At 39.6% G+C, this 18,595-nt stretch carries 22 protein-coding genes; 3 read left to right on the top strand and 19 right to left on the bottom strand.

What is annotated here, in order from left to right; genetic code table 11:
* Positions 1 to 14: 14 nt before the first annotated feature.
* From sleB to prsW, 4 genes are all read right to left on the bottom strand, one after another.
* The gene (gene sleB / locus CDZ94_RS01900) at positions 15 to 1,028 is read right to left on the bottom strand and encodes a spore cortex-lytic enzyme (protein ID WP_096434844.1); all 1,014 of its coding nucleotides are present in this window, start codon (positions 1,026 to 1,028) and stop codon (positions 15 to 17) included.
* 153 nt (positions 1,029 to 1,181) lie between these two features.
* Positions 1,182 to 1,349 (bottom strand): hypothetical protein, encoded by a 168-nt coding sequence (locus tag CDZ94_RS21120; RefSeq protein ID WP_157911687.1) that lies wholly within the window; start codon positions 1,347 to 1,349, stop codon positions 1,182 to 1,184.
* A 319-nt stretch (positions 1,350 to 1,668) separates the two neighbouring features.
* Positions 1,669 to 1,836: a hypothetical protein gene (locus CDZ94_RS21485; protein ID WP_198520847.1), complete on the bottom strand. Its 168-nt coding sequence runs from the start codon at positions 1,834 to 1,836 to the stop codon at positions 1,669 to 1,671.
* Positions 1,837 to 1,940: 104 nt separating this feature from the next.
* A complete protein-coding gene (gene prsW / locus CDZ94_RS01895; protein WP_096440525.1) occupies positions 1,941 to 2,612 on the bottom strand; it encodes a glutamic-type intramembrane protease PrsW in 672 nt (223 codons plus the stop codon).
* Positions 2,613 to 2,776: 164 nt separating this feature from the next.
* Between prsW and CDZ94_RS01890 the strand changes: the two genes are divergently transcribed.
* Positions 2,777 to 3,745 carry an asparaginase gene (locus tag CDZ94_RS01890; RefSeq protein ID WP_096434843.1) on the top strand — a complete coding sequence of 323 codons (969 nt, stop codon included), beginning with the start codon at positions 2,777 to 2,779 and terminating at the stop codon, positions 3,743 to 3,745.
* A 213-nt stretch (positions 3,746 to 3,958) separates the two neighbouring features.
* Here CDZ94_RS01890 and CDZ94_RS01885 read toward each other — a convergent pair whose 3' ends face one another.
* From CDZ94_RS01885 to CDZ94_RS21785, 10 genes are all read right to left on the bottom strand, one after another.
* Positions 3,959 to 4,924, bottom strand: a complete 966-nt coding sequence (locus CDZ94_RS01885) for a YpdA family putative bacillithiol disulfide reductase (RefSeq protein WP_096434842.1) — start codon at positions 4,922 to 4,924, stop codon at positions 3,959 to 3,961.
* 222 nt (positions 4,925 to 5,146) lie between these two features.
* Positions 5,147 to 5,308 (bottom strand): hypothetical protein, encoded by a 162-nt coding sequence (locus CDZ94_RS21115; protein WP_157811996.1) that lies wholly within the window; start codon positions 5,306 to 5,308, stop codon positions 5,147 to 5,149.
* Positions 5,309 to 5,561: 253 nt separating this feature from the next.
* Complete coding sequence (locus tag CDZ94_RS01875; RefSeq protein WP_096434840.1) at positions 5,562 to 6,857, bottom strand: Glu/Leu/Phe/Val family dehydrogenase; 1,296 nt, start codon at positions 6,855 to 6,857, stop codon at positions 5,562 to 5,564.
* A gap of 246 nt (positions 6,858 to 7,103) precedes the next feature.
* Positions 7,104 to 8,039 (bottom strand): D-alanine--D-alanine ligase family protein, encoded by a 936-nt coding sequence (locus CDZ94_RS01870; RefSeq protein WP_096434839.1) that lies wholly within the window; start codon positions 8,037 to 8,039, stop codon positions 7,104 to 7,106.
* Positions 8,040 to 8,443: 404 nt separating this feature from the next.
* Entirely contained in the window at positions 8,444 to 9,034 is a 591-nt protein-coding gene (locus CDZ94_RS01865; protein ID WP_096434838.1) for a genetic competence negative regulator, read from the bottom strand.
* A gap of 383 nt (positions 9,035 to 9,417) precedes the next feature.
* On the bottom strand, positions 9,418 to 10,173 hold the full coding sequence (locus CDZ94_RS01855) for a metallophosphoesterase (RefSeq protein ID WP_096434837.1): 756 nt from the start codon (positions 10,171 to 10,173) through the stop codon (positions 9,418 to 9,420).
* A complete protein-coding gene (locus CDZ94_RS01850; protein WP_096434836.1) occupies positions 10,161 to 10,547 on the bottom strand; it encodes a hypothetical protein in 387 nt (128 codons plus the stop codon). The genes CDZ94_RS01855 and CDZ94_RS01850 overlap by 13 nt, the downstream gene beginning before the upstream one ends.
* A gap of 354 nt (positions 10,548 to 10,901) precedes the next feature.
* Entirely contained in the window at positions 10,902 to 12,584 is a 1,683-nt protein-coding gene (locus CDZ94_RS01845) for a formate--tetrahydrofolate ligase (protein WP_096434835.1), read from the bottom strand.
* A 171-nt stretch (positions 12,585 to 12,755) separates the two neighbouring features.
* Positions 12,756 to 13,037, bottom strand: coding sequence for a hypothetical protein (locus tag CDZ94_RS01840; protein WP_096434834.1), 282 nt, complete (start codon positions 13,035 to 13,037; stop codon positions 12,756 to 12,758).
* A gap of 30 nt (positions 13,038 to 13,067) precedes the next feature.
* Positions 13,068 to 13,196 (bottom strand): hypothetical protein, encoded by a 129-nt coding sequence (locus CDZ94_RS21785; protein ID WP_280951815.1) that lies wholly within the window; start codon positions 13,194 to 13,196, stop codon positions 13,068 to 13,070.
* Positions 13,197 to 13,405: 209 nt separating this feature from the next.
* On the opposite strand from CDZ94_RS21785, the gene CDZ94_RS01835 reads away from it, so the two are divergent.
* Positions 13,406 to 13,645, top strand: a complete 240-nt coding sequence (locus CDZ94_RS01835; protein WP_096434833.1) for a hypothetical protein — start codon at positions 13,406 to 13,408, stop codon at positions 13,643 to 13,645.
* A gap of 173 nt (positions 13,646 to 13,818) precedes the next feature.
* On the opposite strand, the gene CDZ94_RS01830 is transcribed toward CDZ94_RS01835, so the two are convergent.
* The 5 genes from CDZ94_RS01830 to CDZ94_RS01810 form a co-directional block, all read right to left on the bottom strand.
* The gene (locus CDZ94_RS01830; RefSeq protein WP_157811997.1) at positions 13,819 to 14,259 is read right to left on the bottom strand and encodes a DUF2663 family protein; all 441 of its coding nucleotides are present in this window, start codon (positions 14,257 to 14,259) and stop codon (positions 13,819 to 13,821) included.
* A gap of 81 nt (positions 14,260 to 14,340) precedes the next feature.
* Positions 14,341 to 14,637 carry a hypothetical protein gene (locus CDZ94_RS01825; RefSeq protein WP_096434831.1) on the bottom strand — a complete coding sequence of 99 codons (297 nt, stop codon included), beginning with the start codon at positions 14,635 to 14,637 and terminating at the stop codon, positions 14,341 to 14,343.
* A 221-nt stretch (positions 14,638 to 14,858) separates the two neighbouring features.
* Positions 14,859 to 15,455, bottom strand: a complete 597-nt coding sequence (locus CDZ94_RS01820; RefSeq protein ID WP_096434830.1) for a CPBP family intramembrane glutamic endopeptidase — start codon at positions 15,453 to 15,455, stop codon at positions 14,859 to 14,861.
* Positions 15,452 to 16,996 (bottom strand): RecQ family ATP-dependent DNA helicase, encoded by a 1,545-nt coding sequence (locus tag CDZ94_RS01815; protein WP_096434829.1) that lies wholly within the window; start codon positions 16,994 to 16,996, stop codon positions 15,452 to 15,454. Before CDZ94_RS01815 ends, CDZ94_RS01820 begins: the two co-directional genes overlap by 4 nt.
* Positions 16,993 to 18,060 (bottom strand): YpbB family protein, encoded by a 1,068-nt coding sequence (locus CDZ94_RS01810; RefSeq protein ID WP_096434828.1) that lies wholly within the window; start codon positions 18,058 to 18,060, stop codon positions 16,993 to 16,995. The genes CDZ94_RS01815 and CDZ94_RS01810 overlap by 4 nt, the downstream gene beginning before the upstream one ends.
* Before the next feature lie 248 nt (positions 18,061 to 18,308).
* Here CDZ94_RS01810 and CDZ94_RS01805 point away from each other — a divergent pair, with 248 nt between their 5' ends.
* The gene (locus tag CDZ94_RS01805; protein WP_096434827.1) at positions 18,309 to 18,557 is read left to right on the top strand and encodes a ferredoxin; all 249 of its coding nucleotides are present in this window, start codon (positions 18,309 to 18,311) and stop codon (positions 18,555 to 18,557) included.
* Positions 18,558 to 18,595: the final 38 nt, after the last annotated feature.

Raw genomic sequence — 18,595 nt, 5'->3', positions numbered from 1 at the left:
ATCACCTCCATCCTTTATTCACAGAAAACATGCTTACCGATTCGTTTGACTTGTCGTCTTGTCCAGATCCAATCTGATGTTGCCGTATCAGGATTAAAGTAATACTCAACTCCCCCTGAAGGGTCTTGACCATTAATTGCATCCATTACCGCTCTTCTTGCCGTTTCATCTGGTTCCAGATTGATTTGGCCATCTGCTACAGCAGTAAATGCTCTTGGTTCGTAAATCACACCTGATGCAGTATTTGGAAAGGTAGGGCTTTCTATACGATTTAAGATGACGGCTGCAACCGCAACTTGACCGACATATGGTTCGCCGCGGGCTTCCCCGTAGACGGCTGCGGCCATAATTTGAATATCGTTATCTGTAAATCCTTCAGGTGTATTAATCGCTTTTTGAATGTCAGCGTCGTTGTCCTGCTCTTGTGGTGCTTCCTCTGCTGGTGTATCTTCAGCTGGCACTTCCTCTGGTGGCGCCTCTTCTGCTGGTGCTCCTTCCTCTGGTACAGGCTCCTCAGCAGCTGGTTGTTCGGGCTGCTCCCCCTCTGGTGCTCTTTGTTGCTCTTGTTCTTGACCAGGTGAAGGGGGATGTTCTTGTTTGGCTTTTTGATCTTTACTTCCTTTAGGCCCTTTTTGAATGTCTTTAGGAGTATCTCCATAGTAAGTAAATTTACGTCCCTCTTCTAACATCCTATGGACATATTCTTTATCAAAATCTGTAGACTTCTTGAGCATTTGCTTCATTTTTGTACCTACTAAACCATCAACCTCAAGTCCAAATTCCTCTTGATACTTCTTAACTGACCAATAGGTCCCCCAACCGTACACTCCATCGATAGTTTCATTATAAAACCCGATGTACTGAAGTCTTGACTGAAGCTCAACAACATCGTCTCCAGTAGCACCTTTTTGTATGATTTGATCTGTAAATGCATCAACCTCCATCGAGGGAAGAATGATGACAAATTGCATACAAACTAGTGCGGCAAAAAGCATACGTTTGAGACGTCTGATTTCTTGACTTTTCATGTTGTGTCCTCCTCTAGAATGAAATCATCGACGACTTTCCTTGCGTATGGATAGTTTTATCCAAAGAGCTTTTTTTATACAAATTTGGGTAGGACAAAATTGGTTTTATAATGAGAAGTAACCTTAATTGCAATTAGGGATTGCTGAATAACTCTAGAACTCCAATACAAAGGGTGCCGCTTCCATGGCTTCGCTTTCCGCAGGCAACGCTTCAGCCTCCTCATTCGCGAAAAGCGTGCTCACTGCGGGGTCTTCTGCTGCTCCTGGGGTTCCTCGTCGCAAAAAGACCATTGTTGCTTTTCCTGCAGGAGTCTCCGCCATTGCAGCAGCACCCTTGGCTCTCTCAAAATCAAGCCAAGGCTTTTAGCAAAAGAAAAGTTATTTCCTTGCAGATTCTCTCCATGAGAAAGAGCATATCCTCTTGCCATGTAGGCGTATGCTACTTATTCAGCAGCCTCCAATTAGACTTCAAATGTTCTGTCCGATAAAAATGCTTTTCCTTTTCATCGGGCCGATTTTTGACATGAGCCGATAGCGCATGGAGCTTGACACTGAAACGTAGATTTTTATACTTAACTCTTGAAAAAGGGACAAAAAAGCCTTGTACAATGTTGTACAAGACTTTTTCTCTACAGCTTTACTATTCGGGACTTACATCTACATCAAGCTTTGTATCATTGCCACATACACAACGTTTAAACCCTGTGTCGTACCCACCTTCATTATTTGGTCTGCCTCTTAAAATGTATTTTTCGCCACATTGCTGGCAGCGGATCGTGACTTTAAATCTAGGTTTTGTTTCTGTCAACACACTCACTCCTTATTCATTCGGGATCTGTTTTTTTGGACATACACTGCTCATGTTTTTTAATACTATACAATGAACTGATTTCGTAATTCAACCAAAGACGTTTATCCTGCATGGTTTTGTGTATACTCCCTTTCTTGCATGCGGTTTGCCCGCTTCACTTTTTTCATGGCGTATACCCAAAGAAAGATCATAAAGGGTATAACTGTATATGTCCAGTAATTTTGTGTGAGCAATATTAAATTGTAACTACCGTGCAAGATAACCGGGATCACTAATGATAAAACGAGAAATGCATTCTTTTTCTTTGAAGTAAATTTAGCTTTCCCTAAATAATAGCCCATTACCACACCAAATAGTGCATGACTAGACACAGGGAGCAATGCTCTTATAAAGGCATGTTCTACACCTGTTGCAACTAGATAAAAGATGTTCTCCAAGGTGGCAAACCCAAGTGCAACTGCCGTGGAGTAAACAATGCCATCATACCGTTCATTAAAATTCACATGGTGATAGACCGCAAAGTATACTAAAAACCATTTCAAAAACTCTTCTATAAGTGCCGTTTGGATAAATGCTGTAGTAATGACCGATTGGAACAAGCCTTCTTCATCAAAGGCAAATTGAACAAACATCACCGGAAACACCAATAGACAACCAAACAAAAAACAGCGGGCCACCGTCGTTAATGGTTCATTTTCAAATTCATCTTTTAAGTAAAAAAATGATAATAACGCGATCGATGGGGCCAGGGCTGCAGATATTATGATAAGCATCATTCGTTTTCCTCTCTGTTTTTTCACGTCTAAACATGATACTTTAATATAGAAAATAATAAGGGGATTGCATTTTTTCTGGTAGTTTAATTTTAACATTTATCACCCTGAAAATGGACGTAGTAAAATTCATACCAGTCATTTCATTAAAGGAGCTGTGAGACATGAAACGATTATTAATCATTCATACCGGCGGTACTATTGCCATGAGCGAGGATGCTAAAACGGGAGCTGTAAAGCCAAATCCTCTCAACCCACTTCACGAAACCATTCATACCGTTGAAAATATTGACCTCATTGTAGAGGATTTCCTAAATGTTCCTTCCCCCCATATGACTCCAAAAGATATGTTACATTTAGCGAAGCGTATTGACAAACGAGTAATGGAAGAAAAAATTGACGGGGTCGTCGTCACTCATGGTACAGATACCCTTGAAGAGACTGCATACATGCTTGATTTAATTGTCGAAACGGATTTGCCAGTCGTCATTACCGGTGCAATGCGATCAAGTAACGAATTGGGATCAGATGGTCCCCACAACCTGCTAAGTGCGATTAAAACTGCTGCCAGCGGAGAAGCTCGAGGAAAAGGAGTTCTTGTCGTTTTAAATGATGAGATCCATACTGCAAAAAACGTCACAAAAACTCACACGAGTAATATTGCAACGTTCCAAAGTCCACAATATGGTCCGATTGGAATTGTCTCGAAGCGGGGTGTACATTTTCACCATCACCCTGTCACAGACCAGCGTTTCGTAGTGTCTGGAATATATAAACGAGTTCTTCTACTTAAGGCGGTAGCCGGCATGGAAGCAGAAGTTGTCGATTCACTATGTGAGCTGCCAATTGACGGACTTGTCATCGAGGCTTTAGGTCAGGGAAACCTCCCTCCTGCTACAATCCCTTCTTTTGAACGGTTTATAGAAAAAGGAATTCCAATCGTTCTTGTTTCTCGATGCTTTAACGGGGTCGTACAAGACACTTACGGATATGAAGGGGGGGGAAAAGAATTGAAGAATATGGGGATGATTTTCACGAACGGTCTGAATGGGCAAAAAGCACGCCTAAAATTAATGGTCGCACTTGAAAAAACATCGGATAGAGAACGTCTTCAAGAAATTTTCCAGCGGTAACCTCATTAGCCACACTTAGTATGTGACTAACAATTGTAACCGACAATATTGTACGAAAACCAAGCTTCTAGCAACACTTTTCTAAACAAAAGAGTCACGCCAGCAATTTAGCGGCGTGCTTCTTTGTTACTATGACGATTTTTCAATAACGTTTATTGCTTTTTGAGCATTCGCTTGCCAACGCTCAAAAGGCAGCTACCAACAATCTTTTTATTAAAGAGCTTTTGCTATAGACTTGGCAATAAGAGCTCCGTGCTCCCGTCCATTTTCAATGAAGATTTCATTTGCGTTATTGCCTGCAGCAATAACGCCTGCGATATAAATTCCACGACTGTTTGTTTCCATTGTTTCTGGATTGAATGCAGGTCTTCCAGTCTCACGGTCCATTTCAACGCCCATTTGTGAAATAAACGAATGGTCGGGATGATACCCTGTCATAGCAAAGACAAAATCTGCTTTTTGCTTTTTTTCTGCTCCATTAATCGTAAAGATTACTTCATCTTCCGTAATCGATTTTAATCCTGCCCCAAAGTGCATTTTAATCGTACCTTTTCTCACAAGGCCATCAAACTCTGGTAGAATCCATGGTTTGATGCTCTTAGAGTATTCTTCACCACGATACAGTACAGTAACGCGAGCTCCCGCTTTTTCTAATTCTAATGCTGCATCTACAGCAGAATTCTTTCCTCCAATTACACATACGTCCTGAGCAAAAAATGGATGCGCTTCTTTAAAATAATGAAGCACGTGATCCTGCTCTTCCCCTGGGATCCCCATCATATTTGGTGAATCATAATAGCCTGTAGCGACAACGACATAGTCGGCTTCATAGTTTGCTTTTTGTGTCGCTAATGTAAACCCACCTCCAACTTTACGTGTAACTAAAGTGACCTCTTCATAGGCATGAATTCGAAGTTGTTTTTCTTTTACAACCTGTCTGTAATAAACTAAAGCCTCGTTACGTTTTGGTTTACGTTCTGTACTATAAAATGGGATGTTTCCAATAGCGAGTTTTTCACTAGTACTAAAAAATTGCTGATGTGTAGGGTAATGATAAATCGCATTGACTACATTTCCTCTTTCTATAATTAACGGATCTATCCCATATTCCTTAAGGGCGATCGCTGCAGATAGTCCACATGGACCTGCACCGATAATGATCACTTTTTCTTTTGTCACGACCGAAACCACCTTATTCCAATACTATTTGCTAAAAAACCGTACCCACAAAGAAAACCCAAGAGGTCATTCTCTTTGAACACGCACTTGAACTTCTTTTATCACTAAAACATACTTTCTACATTTTCTGCAAGTACCATCCAAATAAAGATTTCTTAACTCTTAAGAAAACTTGGCTTACCCATCAATTCTTAGTTGGGGATTGCTGAATAACTTTAGAACTCAAATACAAAGGGGGCCGCTTTTCATGGCTTCGCTTTCCGCAGGCAACGCTTCAGCCTCTTCATTCGCGAAAGGCGTGCTCACTGCGGGGTCTTCTGCTCCTCCTGCGGTTCCTCGTCGCAAAAAGGCCATTGTTGCTTTTCCTGAGGGAGTCTCCGCCATTGCAGCAGCCTCCTTGGCTCTCTCAAAATCAAGTGCAAGGCTTTTAGCAAAAGAAGAGTTATTTCCTTGCAGATTCTCTCCATGAGAAAGAGCATATCCTCTTGCCATGTAGGCGTATGTTACTTATTCAGTAGCCTCTAGTTGAATAAATCTTTACCCGAGCGGCATGAAAGTAGCTGTCCTTGTATAAATCATCTTACAAAAAGAGGGTGTTTCAAAAGGTTTTAACCTTTCGAAACACCCTTATTCTAAATTAAATCCATCCTCTAAAACGACTTGCTTCGGACATTTTCCTAACACCAACCATGTAAGATGCCAGTCGCATGTCCACATTTCGAGCAGTGGAAACTTTGTACACGTTGTCAAAAGAATTGACCATCACTTTTTCAAGCCGCTCCTGTACTTCTTGCTCTGTCCAATAATATCCTTGGTTATTTTGTACCCACTCAAAGTAGGATACAGTAACGCCACCAGCGCTTGCAAGAACATCTGGAACAAGAAGAACTCCACGTTCACTGAGTATTCGAGTTGCCTCAATCGTTGTTGGTCCGTTTGCAGCTTCGACGACGATTTGCGCTTTGATTTTATCAGCATTTCTCTCGGTAATTTGATTTTCAATTGCAGCTGGTACTAAAATATCACAATCTAGCTCCAACAATTCGTCATTTCCGATTGTATCTTTAAATAACTTCGATACTGTTCCAAAGCTGTCACGGCGATCAAGAAGGTAGTCGATATCGAGGCCATCAGGATCGTGGAGACCACCATAAACATCTGAAATTCCGACAACTTTTGCACCTGCATCATGCATAAACTTCGCTAGGAAGCTCCCGGCATTTCCGAACCCTTGTATAACAACTCTCGCACCTTCTATATTAATCCCTTTCTTTTTGGCTGCTTCATTAATACAGATCGTAACACCCTTTGCGGTCGCAGATTCTCTCCCATGAGATCCGCCCAATACTATTGGCTTTCCAGTAATAAACCCAGGTGAATCAAATTCTTTCATCCGACTGTATTCATCCATCATCCACGCCATAATTTGAGAATTTGTAAACACATCAGGTGCGGGAATATCTTTGGTAGGTCCAACAATCTGACTGATGGCACGGACATATCCGCGACTCAGTCGTTCCAATTCCGGAAACGACATTTCACGAGGGTCACAAATAATTCCTCCTTTACCGCCACCATACGGTAAATCTACGATTCCCGCTTTTAAACTCATCCAAATTGATAACGCTTTCACTTCAGTTTCTGTAACATCCGGGTGGAAACGGACACCGCCTTTTGTTGGGCCAACGGCATCGTTATGTTGTGCTCGGTAACCAGTGAAGACCTTAATTGAACCGTCATCCATACGAATTGGAATTCTAACCGTCATCATTCGGAGTGGCTCTTTCATTAAATCGTACACTTCTTGAGAGTAACCTAACTTGTCTAAAGCCGTTTTAATGACAGTCCTCGTAGAAGTAAGTACATTTTGACTTTCAGGTTTATCTGTCCCCTTTTCGGTCTTTTCGTTTTCAAGCTTTTCGCTTCCTTCCATGGATTTCACCTCTATGTCTTGTATGTAAAGATTATATTTTAAAGGAATTGATGGAAAGTTCCTTACATCTATAACTATAAAGAACCTACAAAGATTTTTCCACTGTTGTTTCGTATTTTAAGCAAAAACTTTTCATTCTGTTACAAAAGACTGGTTTTTTACTTTAAACATTTCATACAAATGAAAACTTGGTCTTAGAAGAGCCAAGTTTTCATGAATTACACGGTCTGATAAAAAGAAAATATTTTAGTTAGCCGAACCTTTTATTAAGGAAAGGTTCGCAAGCTTCTCCATCATTTGATTATAGTCGTAGCCTACTTCTCTAGCTGCATCAGGAAACAAACTCGTCGGTGTCATACCTGGCAGCGTATTGACTTCTAGAATAACTGGTTCAGAGCCATCATTTGGGATAATAAAATCAACTCTTGAATACGTATCACAGCCTAATATATTATGAGCTTCCGCCGACTGCTTTTGCAGCTTCCTTGTTAAATCTGCTGTAATTCGAGCTGGGACAAAATGTTCGCTCCCACCCTGAGCATATTTCGATTCGTAGTCATAGTATTCATTTTTAGGTACGATTTCTACCACTGGAAGTGATTTAACATTTCCCCTATTTCCAAGGACAGCTACAGTCACTTCTTTGCCACCTATAAATTCTTCTACTAATACCTTATCATCAAACTGAAAGGCCTCTTTTATTCCTTTCACCACTTCCACCATTGTTTTTGCAATTGTCAGACCGATCGTAGAGCCCTCCTGATTCGGCTTGATGACAACAGGTAAAGGTAAATCCATACTAAAATGGTTAGGGTCAAATTCATTTTTGTATAGTAAAACTTCCCTTGCTATTCTAATGCCCGCTTGATTAAAAAATTGCTTAGCCTTAGCTTTATCCATAGCAAGACTTGAAGCTAATACCCCGGACCCAACGTATGGAATGTTAAGCATATCCAATAATGCCTGAACCCGCCCGTCCTCTCCAAGTCGTCCATGTAATCCAATAAAGACGAGGTCCACGTTTAAGTGAAGTATTTTCTCCAAACACTTTCTTGTTCCTCTAAAATCAATTTCCACAACGTCATGCCCATTTTCTCTACAGGCTTGTGCCATCCCCTTTCCTGTAGATAACGAAACATCACGCTCTCTAGAAATTCCTCCATATAATACTGCCACTTTCATGTCCTTCACTCCAAATGTATTTTCTTCAGTTTATTCTTTTCGTTTCATTTCGAACCGTCTATAACCCATAATCGACTATCAGGAATAAACACTATATTAGTTTAATCTTGCCCCCAGTATTTCACAATGCTTTTTATTATGGTTGTTTTCATAATGTTTGTTGCTTTATTGAATGTTTGTTAGGCTTATATGATGAGATGTGGGCAAAGAACATTGTTCTTCTCCATCATTTTAGTAGAAAGAAAATAACAAACTTTATAACAGCCAAAGAGAAAAAGAAAAAACCCCGAAATCGGAGCCTGATCATTATTTTCTTTAGGCTGTTTTTGTAATTTTTGTTGCTTTTAAGCGTTTATTCAACTCTAATAATTATAAGCAACAAACTTTTTAGAAAAGAGCCTTTTTTACTTAAATATTTTTTTAATAATTGAAATCGCATCGCTTTCCATTAATTTTTTTCCATATTCTTGTAACCGGTGTATAGTAACGTGGGAGCTTTGGCCGTATTCAGCTAAAATTGCGATAAACGCTTCCGGGTCTCCAAGAATTTCGTGTTCATTAAAATGAATGTAATATCGACCTGAAAAAGAATAAAGTGTACCAGCCGTAACGCCTAAGGGGAAAAGTCGCTGAGAAAGTTGAATTACGTCTTCAAAATCTAAGCATTCGTATACAATATCTTCAGTCTCACCCAGTGTGATCTGCAACTCAATATAGGAATCATCGAAGGTTTCATCATCGTTATCAATCTCTTCGTCAGATTTAGATACGATAATAACCATTCCTTGTGCTGGTAATGAAAATACTTCGACCATAACTGGCCCCTCTGGATCAAAGCCTAATTCTTTACTAGCTTCAACAATCATTTCCCTAAATAAGTCATGGACTTTTGGAACATCCATCCATAATTCTTCTTTGGAGATACCGCGGTCCTTCAAATCATCGAATGTAAGAAAAATCTTAATCTTGTCGTAAGCCAGACGTTCGAGGCGCATGGACGACCCTCCTTGAAGGCTGTCACTTGAAGAAGGGATCGGATTGTTCAGGAAGAATCTTCCGCAATTCACTTCGACGTGACAATGTTTACTACTACAGTATGTAAAGGAGGAAAAATTGGTTCGACACTACGCCCAATCTATATTTCTCGGATCCGCCTTTCCCAATCGTCCTGTTGAAAGCCTGTGGTCAGCTGGCCCTAATTGTAAAACCTCTACTAACTTTGTTCAGAAGCCATAGATATTGATCTGTATATAGTCTATGGCCGGACTCATTTCTTTTTGGTTCAATTACTTTATATCACCGCTCTCAGGCTACTGGCTTAAATACTAGCATACTTGAGCAGCTTTTTATGTTTTATTCCCTTCCACCAATTTCAAGTTTATCTCCTTGATCGTATATTAATTAAATGGGCTTCTGCTTCTGTTCCAAGCCGCAATGGAAGTTTTGTTGTGCCATAGCCATGACTAATCAGCATAGGTATATCGTTTTTCCTTTTCCATCCCCCTTTTTCAGCTATACCAAAGGGGCCAAGCCGAATTTGTCCTCCATGGGTGTGGCCGCTCAAGAGGTATACGATATTCATAAAGGAGGGTAGTTCATTTACAATATCAGGATTATGGCTAAGCAAAATACAAGGTCCTGCAGCTCCTTGAATCGTTTTCTCATAGTCAAGTTCACCTGTGCTCAAATCATCTACTCCTGCTAACGTCCACACATCACCGTATTCAGAAAAAGGATAACATTGATTTTTTAGTACGGTCACCTCATGGTCTTCAAACAATTTAGTAAGCTCTGATTGCGGCCATTCATAATCATTGTTTCCCCATACAAAAAAGATTTTCCCGATCTTGTTTAAAATGGTTAAGTTCTCTTTGAGCTGTTCTGCTGAGACGCCTTTTTCTAGAAGGTCTCCACCAATCCAAACCATATCTACCTGTCCTCTTAACGTCTTAAAAAAGGGAGCATTTAATTTACGGCGATGAATGTCTGTGATAAAAAATACATTTATTTCACGAATATTCACAGGGAGTGTTAATGTTTCTTTTGTCAACCTATGACTATGAGCTAAACGGTGCATGTAGTTTAGAATTCCGATAGTTCCAAAAAAAGCCACGAATAACATTAAATAAACCATCGTAGTATTTCCTGCTTTCGTTTTTTTTCCAAATCAACGGCATCCATTATACCATAAATAAGGGCAAGGATAAGGAAAACGACCCCAAGCCAGCTGTAAGTATACATGAATACCGTACTCATCACCATACATGATATGAAAAGGTGATTTAGTTTTGTATGAAGCAATGGGTAATGAACCTTAACAACTTTAGATAAGCAAAGAAATCCTGCGATAAACATGACTATAGCGGTAGCCCATGAGTAGGGAGAAAACACAAGGGTAGCGACTAATATTTGAAAGGGACGGTACGGTTGGTTATAAAAAAATTGAATCGACTGGTGTCCTAAGAGCAATCCGATTGTCAAAAGGATCCATTGTTTTCGATTTGTCATCGTTTCCCCGCCTTTTTTGACACTCGTAGGGTTTCTCCCACCATATTATGCTTTATCATCATCATTAGAAAAGGCATGTACCCAGGTAATGATCAAAATGGAAGAAAAAGTATCATACAAGAAAAGCGCAAGGCGCCCCGACTATCGGCGAAATGCAAATGTTCTGTCCGATAAAAAGTGCTTTTTACTTTTAATCGGGCAGGTTATTTGACACGAGCCGATGGCGCCTGGAGCTAGACATCGAAACGTAGATTTTTTTATAATTTCTTAACTCTTAAGAAAAACCGCGTAGCGGTCTTTTATTAAAAAAAACTGCTTTGGAGGCCAAGATAACCTCCAAAGCAGTTTCTTAATTTAAAATAAGCCGACAGCTCTTCCTTGTTCATCTACATCCATTTTCAATGCTGCAGGCTCTTTTGGTAATCCTGGCATTGTCATGACATCACCAGTAAGAGCTACAATAAACCCAGCCCCAACAGATGGCTTTAATTCACGAACTGTTATCCTAAAACCTTCCGGGCGCCCTAATTTACCAGGGTCGTCACTAAGTGAATATTGGGTTTTTGCCATACAAACCGGCAAGTCTCCCCATCCATAGCGGTCGTAATCAGCCATTTGTTTTTTCGCTTGCTGACTAAAGTCAACACCGTCTGCCCCGTATACTTTTTGGGCAATAGCCGAAATTTTCTCTGCTATAGACTCGTTCACATCATACGTATACGTGAAGTTCTTTTTGTTTTCCTCAATTAATGCTACTGCTTTTTCGGCTAGTTCTTTCCCGCCATCTCCTCCGTGAGCCCATACATCGGCCAGTTCGACATTAATTCCCTGACTCTCGCACCAACTCTTTAATATAGCAATTTCTTCATCCGTGTCATGGATGAAGCGATTAATTGCGACGACATGAGGTAACCCAAAACCACGGATCGTTTCTACATGCTTCTCAAGGTTTTCGAGGCCATGTTTTAGAGCTTCTACATTTTCTTCTTTTAGTTCGTCTTTAGCAACACCCCCGTGCATCTTCAGAGCGCGGATGGTAGCAACAATGACAACGAGATCTGGGTCAATGTCACCGGCCCTCGTTTTAATATCAAGGAATTTTTCTGCCCCTAAATCTGCACCAAACCCAGCTTCAGTAACAACAAAGTCCGCAAGTTTAGACGCCATTTTTGTTGCAATGACACTGTTACATCCGTGAGCAATATTCGCAAATGGACCTCCATGAATAAGTGCTGGTGTGTTTTCAAGCGTTTGTACAAGATTTGGCTTCACCGCATCTTTTAGTAATAGCGTGAGAGCTCCTTCAGCGCCTAAATCTTTGGCTGTAACAGGTTCATCTTCTGCCGTGTAGCCGACAACCATCTTCGCCAACCTTTCTTTCAGGTCTGTCATATTCTTAGCGAGACAAAGAATTGCCATTATTTCAGAAGCAACTGTAATATCAAATCCAGACTGACGTGGAACCCCTTTTAACGGTCCTCCTAAACCTACAACCACTTCTCTAAGTGATCGGTCATTCATATCCATAACACGCTTCCAGACAACACGTCTCACATCAATTCCCAGCTCATTTCCACGGTGAATGTGGTTGTCCATCATCGCTGCTAATGCATTGTGAGCAGTAGTTATCGCATGGATATCACCTGTAAAATGAAGGTTAATATCTTCCATTGGAACAACTTGGGAATATCCTCCTCCTGCTGCTCCACCTTTTATCCCCATCGTTGGGCCAAGAGAAGGTTCGCGAAGTGCAATCATCGCATTTTTTCCGATTTTATTTAAAGCTTGTCCTAATCCAACTGTACATGTTGATTTCCCTTCACCTGCTGGCGTTGGGTTAATCGCTGTTACTAAAATCACTTTTCCATCTTTTTGACCCTGTAACCGATCCATTACCGCTAAATCCAATTTAGCCTTATAATGGCCATATGGTTCCCATTCATGTTCCGTGATTCCAAGATCACTTACAATTTCCTTAATCCGTTTCATTTGGCTTTCTTGGGCAATTTCAATATCTGATTTACCAGTTTGACTCATTTGACTACACTCCTATTCTCCTCAAAAGTTAAATATTATTTATGTAACCCCTTACATTGTAACGAATATTCACGAAAAGTACACGGTTTCTTCTTCAATGATTTTCCGTCATCCTAGCCACACCTGCAATAGAAGCATAAAAAGAGAGAACGTAGCTTGATTCTCTCTTTTTTACTCATTGAATTTTTGCAGCATCCTCATCCATTCTTCTACTTTATCTTCACTTAACTGATTTAACATATCTTGAATTTCTTTTTTCTGCTTTGCTAAATTACCTTGTAATACAACTTCAACCTGCTGGTCAACAGTGACAAGTACAGCTTTAACCCTCAAAACGTTGGTGAGCATTGCCAAAATAACGGCAAGCTGCTGAGGACTTAGTGGGCCTAGGTCTTCCGAAAAACGCCCTTTTTGATTTTGATTCTGATTTTGACCTCTGCCCTTTTTACTCAAATTACAACACCCACCTACTGTTGAATTTCTTTATCCTGGAGTCAATATAAAAATGTCTTCAACTTCATTTCCATTTCCAAGGCCAATCGTAAAGCTGATAAAAACAAATATTGTTATTACCAGTAAAATAGCATTACCAACATTACTGTAGTCAGCCACCTTAATCACCTCATTCTCTTATCTTTTCAGTATATGTGTGAATCGCAAATTTGTTGTAAGGCTACTCACAAATTCACCCATTAACCCAATTGTTCTTTGCCTAATTTCTTCAATCGACTTGCAATCCATGATGAGTAAAAGTATAATAAACTTATATCCTAAATTCTCAATTTTCTGACTCTTCTTGAATTGATTGAAGGAGGATTCCGATGACTTTACAAAAATGGAAAAACCACACGTTAGTAACTGACGCGGAGTTCGCCCATAATATGAAATTAGGCTATCCTGTAGAAGCTTTTTGTCTGACTACCTGTAAAACAGTAGCTTATGGAAAAATAGAAAAGGTCGACCACAAAGGAGTTATGATCCACGGCAGACGTTTTAACCGGGAAGGCTGTGCATTCTTTGGACTCGTTTCAACACCTCTTTTAGAAACCAAAAGTTCGTAACTGAAAAACGAAGGACTGCGTATTTTCAAAAGTAAACAAGAAAAAAGCAATGACTTCGCTCGCTGCCCTCGTCCGCTGTAGTTTACAGCGGGCTTTTACCTTTTCAGCAGCTTTACTCATTGCTTCGTGGGAGTTTCGTAAGATCAGTTATTGATTTTTTGAGACTCCTACTTTTATTTATGAAATAAGTTGATATCATGTTTTTCTAAAAGAAATTCATATAGCTTTTTCCTTGAAGACGGGAACTCTAACTCCTCCCAAATTTCCGGTGAGCGGTCGATGACATCTTCTCTTAGTTCATCATAATCTTTTTCTGCTTTATCCAGTGACTCTTTTTTAAAACGAACATTTACAAAACTTATAATTAGAAAAGATACTAGGACAATAAAAATGCCATCGTTGAGTATCGCTGTAAAAAAGGATGAAGCCTGATATTGCATAAATATCGCTACAACCGTATATACAATTGCAACTAATAGGATAACCAAATGTACAACGCCTGCTTTTATAACCGCTTTTTCAGCCTTTTCTTCCTTGCTCTTTGCTTTAATAAGCGCTTGTACAATAAAGTCATCCTGTTCATACTTTGTTAACTCAATTGATTGGATGGTCATCCTCAGTTCTCCCCTCATAGGTTTCGACTAGTACGTGTCCTCTACTAACAACATATGAGGAGGGATGACGGTTCATTCATGTTACTGGGAGAATAACCTTTCCACCCAGAAAGGATAAGTTATTACAGTAACGACAAGGAGGAAAAATAGTAACAGCAACAACCTAACTAACGGGAACTCCACTTTTACTTTTTTCTTTTTTTCTGTCCTTTTTCCCTTCCTTCTCTTACGCTCCTCTTCTTTTTGTTTTCGAATAACACTTCTTGGTGGAAGGTTCAGTGCATCATGAGAATCATCACTTTCTGTGACACCGTGGTGAACCAATGTTTCCTGTTCATTGTCTGAAATATCTAAATCTAAATTCTGGTGAGTACGCATTTACTTTTCACCTCAACGAATAAATATCTTCTTAAATAAAATAAGGCTTTTTTCGTAAACTTCGTAACAAGATGTGAGTAAAAGCCTAAAAAAACAATTTGGATGAATTCTATCATCTATCCCTGTTACAAAACATTTCATCTCATTATAAGTGATTTTTCGCACTCCATAGCCGAGATGTATTAGCAATAAAAGCAATTTGGCTGTATTTACGAGCTGCTTTATAATTCCGGACTTTTTTTGTGCCAATCCATAATTCCTAACCGAATAGCAAGACCTAGCAAGGCATCAATAAAGAAATGTGCGACTATAACCGTTAGTAAATTTCCAGTCCAAATAAAAACCCCACCCAAGAGAAAGCTGAGCAGAACAGTGAAACAAAACAAAAATGGCTGTTGTAAATAGCGAAAATGAATGAGTGCAAAAACAATAGAAGCGAATACGATTCCAAATGATGTTTGTAAAACACCACGAAATAAGATTTCCTCGCTAATGCCAACAACAAGAGAAATAACAAGAATATGGCACACCGAACGATTGCGAAACATCCGGTCATTTACCCCACCATCATCGAACCATGATGCGGGCAGGAGCCAAACAAAAAAAAACTCAACTAAAACAACAGCTAGAGCAATTAATAATCCATAAAGGACCGCTTCGAATGAAAAGGTGATCAACGTAAAAGGATAAAGCCATGACCCAAACAACAGTCGTGAAGCTACCAATGCCAAGGCGACCATGAGAAACTGTGATAAGTATAAGTTCAATAGTAATTCTTTATCGGATAAACTTTGGATGATTTTTTTATGTGATTTCATTCTTTATCCCTCTGTTTCTCACCTTGATGTAAAATCTCTATTAAAAGTTTTTCCCAAGAAGCAGGCCTCTTTTTTTCGTCACCTTCGTTTGTAACGTTAGTATAAAAGTCTTCCGGTCTACTTCCACAAGTCGAACAACATGGACCTGAAAATGGAGCTAATTCTTCGTCAAAATAAACAAGAACCCCTTTACGCAAACACTCACGTTCACTATTCAATAACGTTTCTAGTCGAAGAAACTGGTTCCGTTTTTCATTTTGCCGTTGTTTAAAGCGAACTTCTAACTCTTTTTTGCAAGAATCATCAATTCTCTGAAGACTAATGCTATTACCTTCTAAAATACTTAGCCGCTCAAAGTGGAAGTAAAGAAGACGTTTTTGCGTTTCTTCAAGACGGAATGTGATCGCAAATTCCTCAAATGGCAATTGGGTTTGTCCAGTTTGCTTTAACGACTGGAAATAATAAAAAAACCCCTCCAGTTCTTCTTTTACAGGTACTTCACGATCGATAAAGGATAATGGTAAAAAGCGGTCCTCCTCTTGATAAATAAGTAATGCAAGACTTTGTTCACCTCCCCGTCCTGCTCTGCCAATCTCCTGAACATAATGCTCTACTGATTGCGGTAGATGGTAATGAATGACGAAGTGAACATTTTCCTTATTAATTCCCATTCCAAAAGCATTTGTGCAACAGACAATGTCAAGCTCGTCCCGGATAAATTGCTGCTGAACCAATAGCCGATCTTCTTTCGTCATTCCCCCGTGATAAAAGGCCGCTTTTACGTTAGATTGAGAAATAAGCGTTGCAACACTTTCTGCTTCTAACCGTGTGCCTGTATAAATGACACCTGGTTTTTTTAGATTCTTTACGACATTAACCAATTGTTCTTTTTTTTCGGAATCACTGGTTACTTTACTTACATGTAAAGCGATGTTAGGACGATCAACAGAATATAAGTGTTTTCTTACGTTGGCCAAACAAAGGTGTTTTACAATATCATCTTGGACATTTTTGGTAGCTGTAGCCGTTAATGCCAGACAAGGCGGGTTGTTTAGCTTTTTGCGAACATCGGCCAATTTTAAATAATCGGTTCTAAATTCATGCCCCCATTGAGAAATACAATGGGCTTCATCAACAACAAACAACCCCACTGTTCTCATATGTAGTGCACTTTGTAACCATTCATTTTGCAGCATTTCTGGTGAAACGTATAGAAGTGAGCGGTTAGTTAATGTAGATACGATTCGGTTGCGGTCATTTATTGGAACATGACTATTTAAAGCAACAGCACCTTTTTCCCCGTACGCTTTTAATTGATGGACTTGATCCTCCATTAACGAAAGTAATGGTGAGACGACTACCGTGATACCAGGGAGTAGACGGGATGGGAACTGATAGCAGAGTGTTTTTCCTGTACCTGTTGGCAAAACCGCTAATACATCGTTCCTCTTTAACACATCTTGAATGATTTCTTTTTGACCGGGACGGAAAGCAGGATACTCATACCATTCCCACAGTTGACTTTCGAGAAGTTCGCTCATGACACCCTCTCCTTTAAATCGGCTAAAGCTAGTCGAATCATGAAGTAATCAACCTCTTCTCCTAATGCAGTTTTAATGGCTTTTAACCTCTTAGTATTTAACCGTTTCGCTGTTTTTTGAATAAGGGCAATCTTTTCCCTGCTCAAGAAATAATCAGCAGGGAAATCAGCTGCAAGGAGGGTGATCTCCATGATGTGATCTTCGATTGTACTTCGTTTCAATCCCCTTAATGTAGGTATTTCATCTATTGTACACCCTTGGCGGAGTAGTTCAAGGGTTTTTATTGCCGATTTTGTTAGTAACCCATCCTCTGTTTCTTGCATAAGAAAGAGGGTAAGTGAGGGGAATTCTTTTACCCGCTCTGTTTTTGAAATACTCCCTATTATATAGTGAAGAACGCTTCTAAATCGTAAAAAGGTATGCCATTCATCAGATCCATTTTCCGTAAGTTGACTCGTCGTTTTCCCTATCCTCGTGGATGATGAAAGTCTGCTTACAAATAGCATTGCATCTTCATTGGGCAGCTCGGCAAGAAGAGTATGTAATTCGTTATAAAGACCATTAGAAAAAATGGCTTGTCTGGATCGGTTCCGAGGAAAATGATTTTTTACCCAAAATTGCACATTATAATCGTATTGAACTGGGATAAAAGAAGACTGAGCACATAGTACATTTGAAAGAGATTGTATAAATAAGGAGAGTCTTTGCCAAAACCAATCCGTTTCACCATTCCATTCAAAACGGCCTCCGTTAAAATATTCTGGAAGTGAAAGACGACTTTGATAAGAAAAAAGCTGCTGTCGTCCGTAGCTAGTAAGAGTCATTTTTCCAGTGGCATCTTCTCCTATCCAGTTATTCTTTTCAAGAATATTCTTAACCTTAACTAATTGGTCAAAAGGTCGATGCTTTAAGCTTGCTGTTAACGGTAAAACATTAAACAACGAAGCATCTTGAATCGTTTGTGCCGATCGTTTTCCTGATAAAAGATACAATGCGCCATTTATACTGCGTTGCCCTTGAAGCCGTTCAACCATCATTAATATTAACCACTTTTCGATACACATTACGCGCCGTCCTTCCTGTATAAATAGGGTTTTTCTGTTACCATTATAAGAGAAAAATGGATCACAGGCTAGAAAGAAGGCGTATTACAGAACAGTTCTTCAAGGATATTTTCTGTTGAAAAGTGCTCTAATAACCTATACAATATGTTTAGATGAAGTCTTTATAGTTATAAGTTCTAAAAACGCCCTTTTTACATAATAGAGAAATAAAGGGATCATACTTACTATGAAATGGGAGGTTATGTATAATGGCAAAGTTCACAATTGTAGACAAAGACACATGTATTGCTTGCGGTGCTTGTGGCGCTGCTGCACCTGATATTTACGATTATGATGACGATGGGATTGCATTTGTTATCCTTGATGATAATGAAGGAACTTCTGAAGTACCTGAGGAACTTCACGAAGATATGGAAGACGCCCTAGATGGTTGCCCAACTGATTCCATTAAAATTGCTGATGAATCATTTGATGGTGACGCATTAAAATACGAATAACATTACAAAACATCCACCTGGCAAGGGTGGATGTTTTA

This window comes from Alteribacter populi, from assembly GCF_002352765.1.
GTDB classification, from domain to species: domain Bacteria; phylum Bacillota; class Bacilli; order Bacillales; family Salisediminibacteriaceae; genus Alteribacter; species Alteribacter populi.
The sequence above is the reverse complement of the archived record's forward strand: the minus strand, read 5'-3'. Positions and strand labels throughout refer to the sequence as shown.

Excerpts from the sequence above, each read along its gene's own strand:
- sleB (WP_096434844.1), bottom strand. The coding sequence starts at position 1,028 with ATGAAAAGTCAAGAAATCAGACGTCTCAAACGTATGCTTTTTGCCGCA.
- CDZ94_RS21120 (WP_157911687.1), bottom strand. The coding sequence starts at position 1,349 with ATGGCGGAGACTCCTGCAGGAAAAGCAACAATGGTCTTTTTGCGACGA.
- prsW (WP_096440525.1), bottom strand. The coding sequence starts at position 2,612 with ATGCTTATCATAATATCTGCAGCCCTGGCCCCATCGATCGCGTTATTA.
- CDZ94_RS01890 (WP_096434843.1), top strand. The coding sequence starts at position 2,777 with ATGAAACGATTATTAATCATTCATACCGGCGGTACTATTGCCATGAGC.
- CDZ94_RS21115 (WP_157811996.1), bottom strand. The coding sequence starts at position 5,308 with ATGGCGGAGACTCCCTCAGGAAAAGCAACAATGGCCTTTTTGCGACGA.
- CDZ94_RS01875 (WP_096434840.1), bottom strand. The coding sequence starts at position 6,857 with ATGGAAGGAAGCGAAAAGCTTGAAAACGAAAAGACCGAAAAGGGGACA.
- CDZ94_RS01870 (WP_096434839.1), bottom strand. The coding sequence starts at position 8,039 with ATGAAAGTGGCAGTATTATATGGAGGAATTTCTAGAGAGCGTGATGTT.
- CDZ94_RS01865 (WP_096434838.1), bottom strand. The coding sequence starts at position 9,034 with ATGCGCCTCGAACGTCTGGCTTACGACAAGATTAAGATTTTTCTTACA.
- CDZ94_RS01855 (WP_096434837.1), bottom strand. The coding sequence starts at position 10,173 with ATGGTTTATTTAATGTTATTCGTGGCTTTTTTTGGAACTATCGGAATT.
- CDZ94_RS01850 (WP_096434836.1), bottom strand. The coding sequence starts at position 10,547 with ATGACAAATCGAAAACAATGGATCCTTTTGACAATCGGATTGCTCTTA.
- CDZ94_RS01845 (WP_096434835.1), bottom strand. The coding sequence starts at position 12,584 with ATGAGTCAAACTGGTAAATCAGATATTGAAATTGCCCAAGAAAGCCAA.
- CDZ94_RS01835 (WP_096434833.1), top strand. The coding sequence starts at position 13,406 with ATGACTTTACAAAAATGGAAAAACCACACGTTAGTAACTGACGCGGAG.
- CDZ94_RS01830 (WP_157811997.1), bottom strand. The coding sequence starts at position 14,259 with ATGACCATCCAATCAATTGAGTTAACAAAGTATGAACAGGATGACTTT.
- CDZ94_RS01825 (WP_096434831.1), bottom strand. The coding sequence starts at position 14,637 with ATGCGTACTCACCAGAATTTAGATTTAGATATTTCAGACAATGAACAG.
- CDZ94_RS01820 (WP_096434830.1), bottom strand. The coding sequence starts at position 15,455 with ATGAAATCACATAAAAAAATCATCCAAAGTTTATCCGATAAAGAATTA.
- CDZ94_RS01815 (WP_096434829.1), bottom strand. The coding sequence starts at position 16,996 with ATGAGCGAACTTCTCGAAAGTCAACTGTGGGAATGGTATGAGTATCCT.
- CDZ94_RS01810 (WP_096434828.1), bottom strand. The coding sequence starts at position 18,060 with ATGTGTATCGAAAAGTGGTTAATATTAATGATGGTTGAACGGCTTCAA.
- CDZ94_RS01805 (WP_096434827.1), top strand. The coding sequence starts at position 18,309 with ATGGCAAAGTTCACAATTGTAGACAAAGACACATGTATTGCTTGCGGT.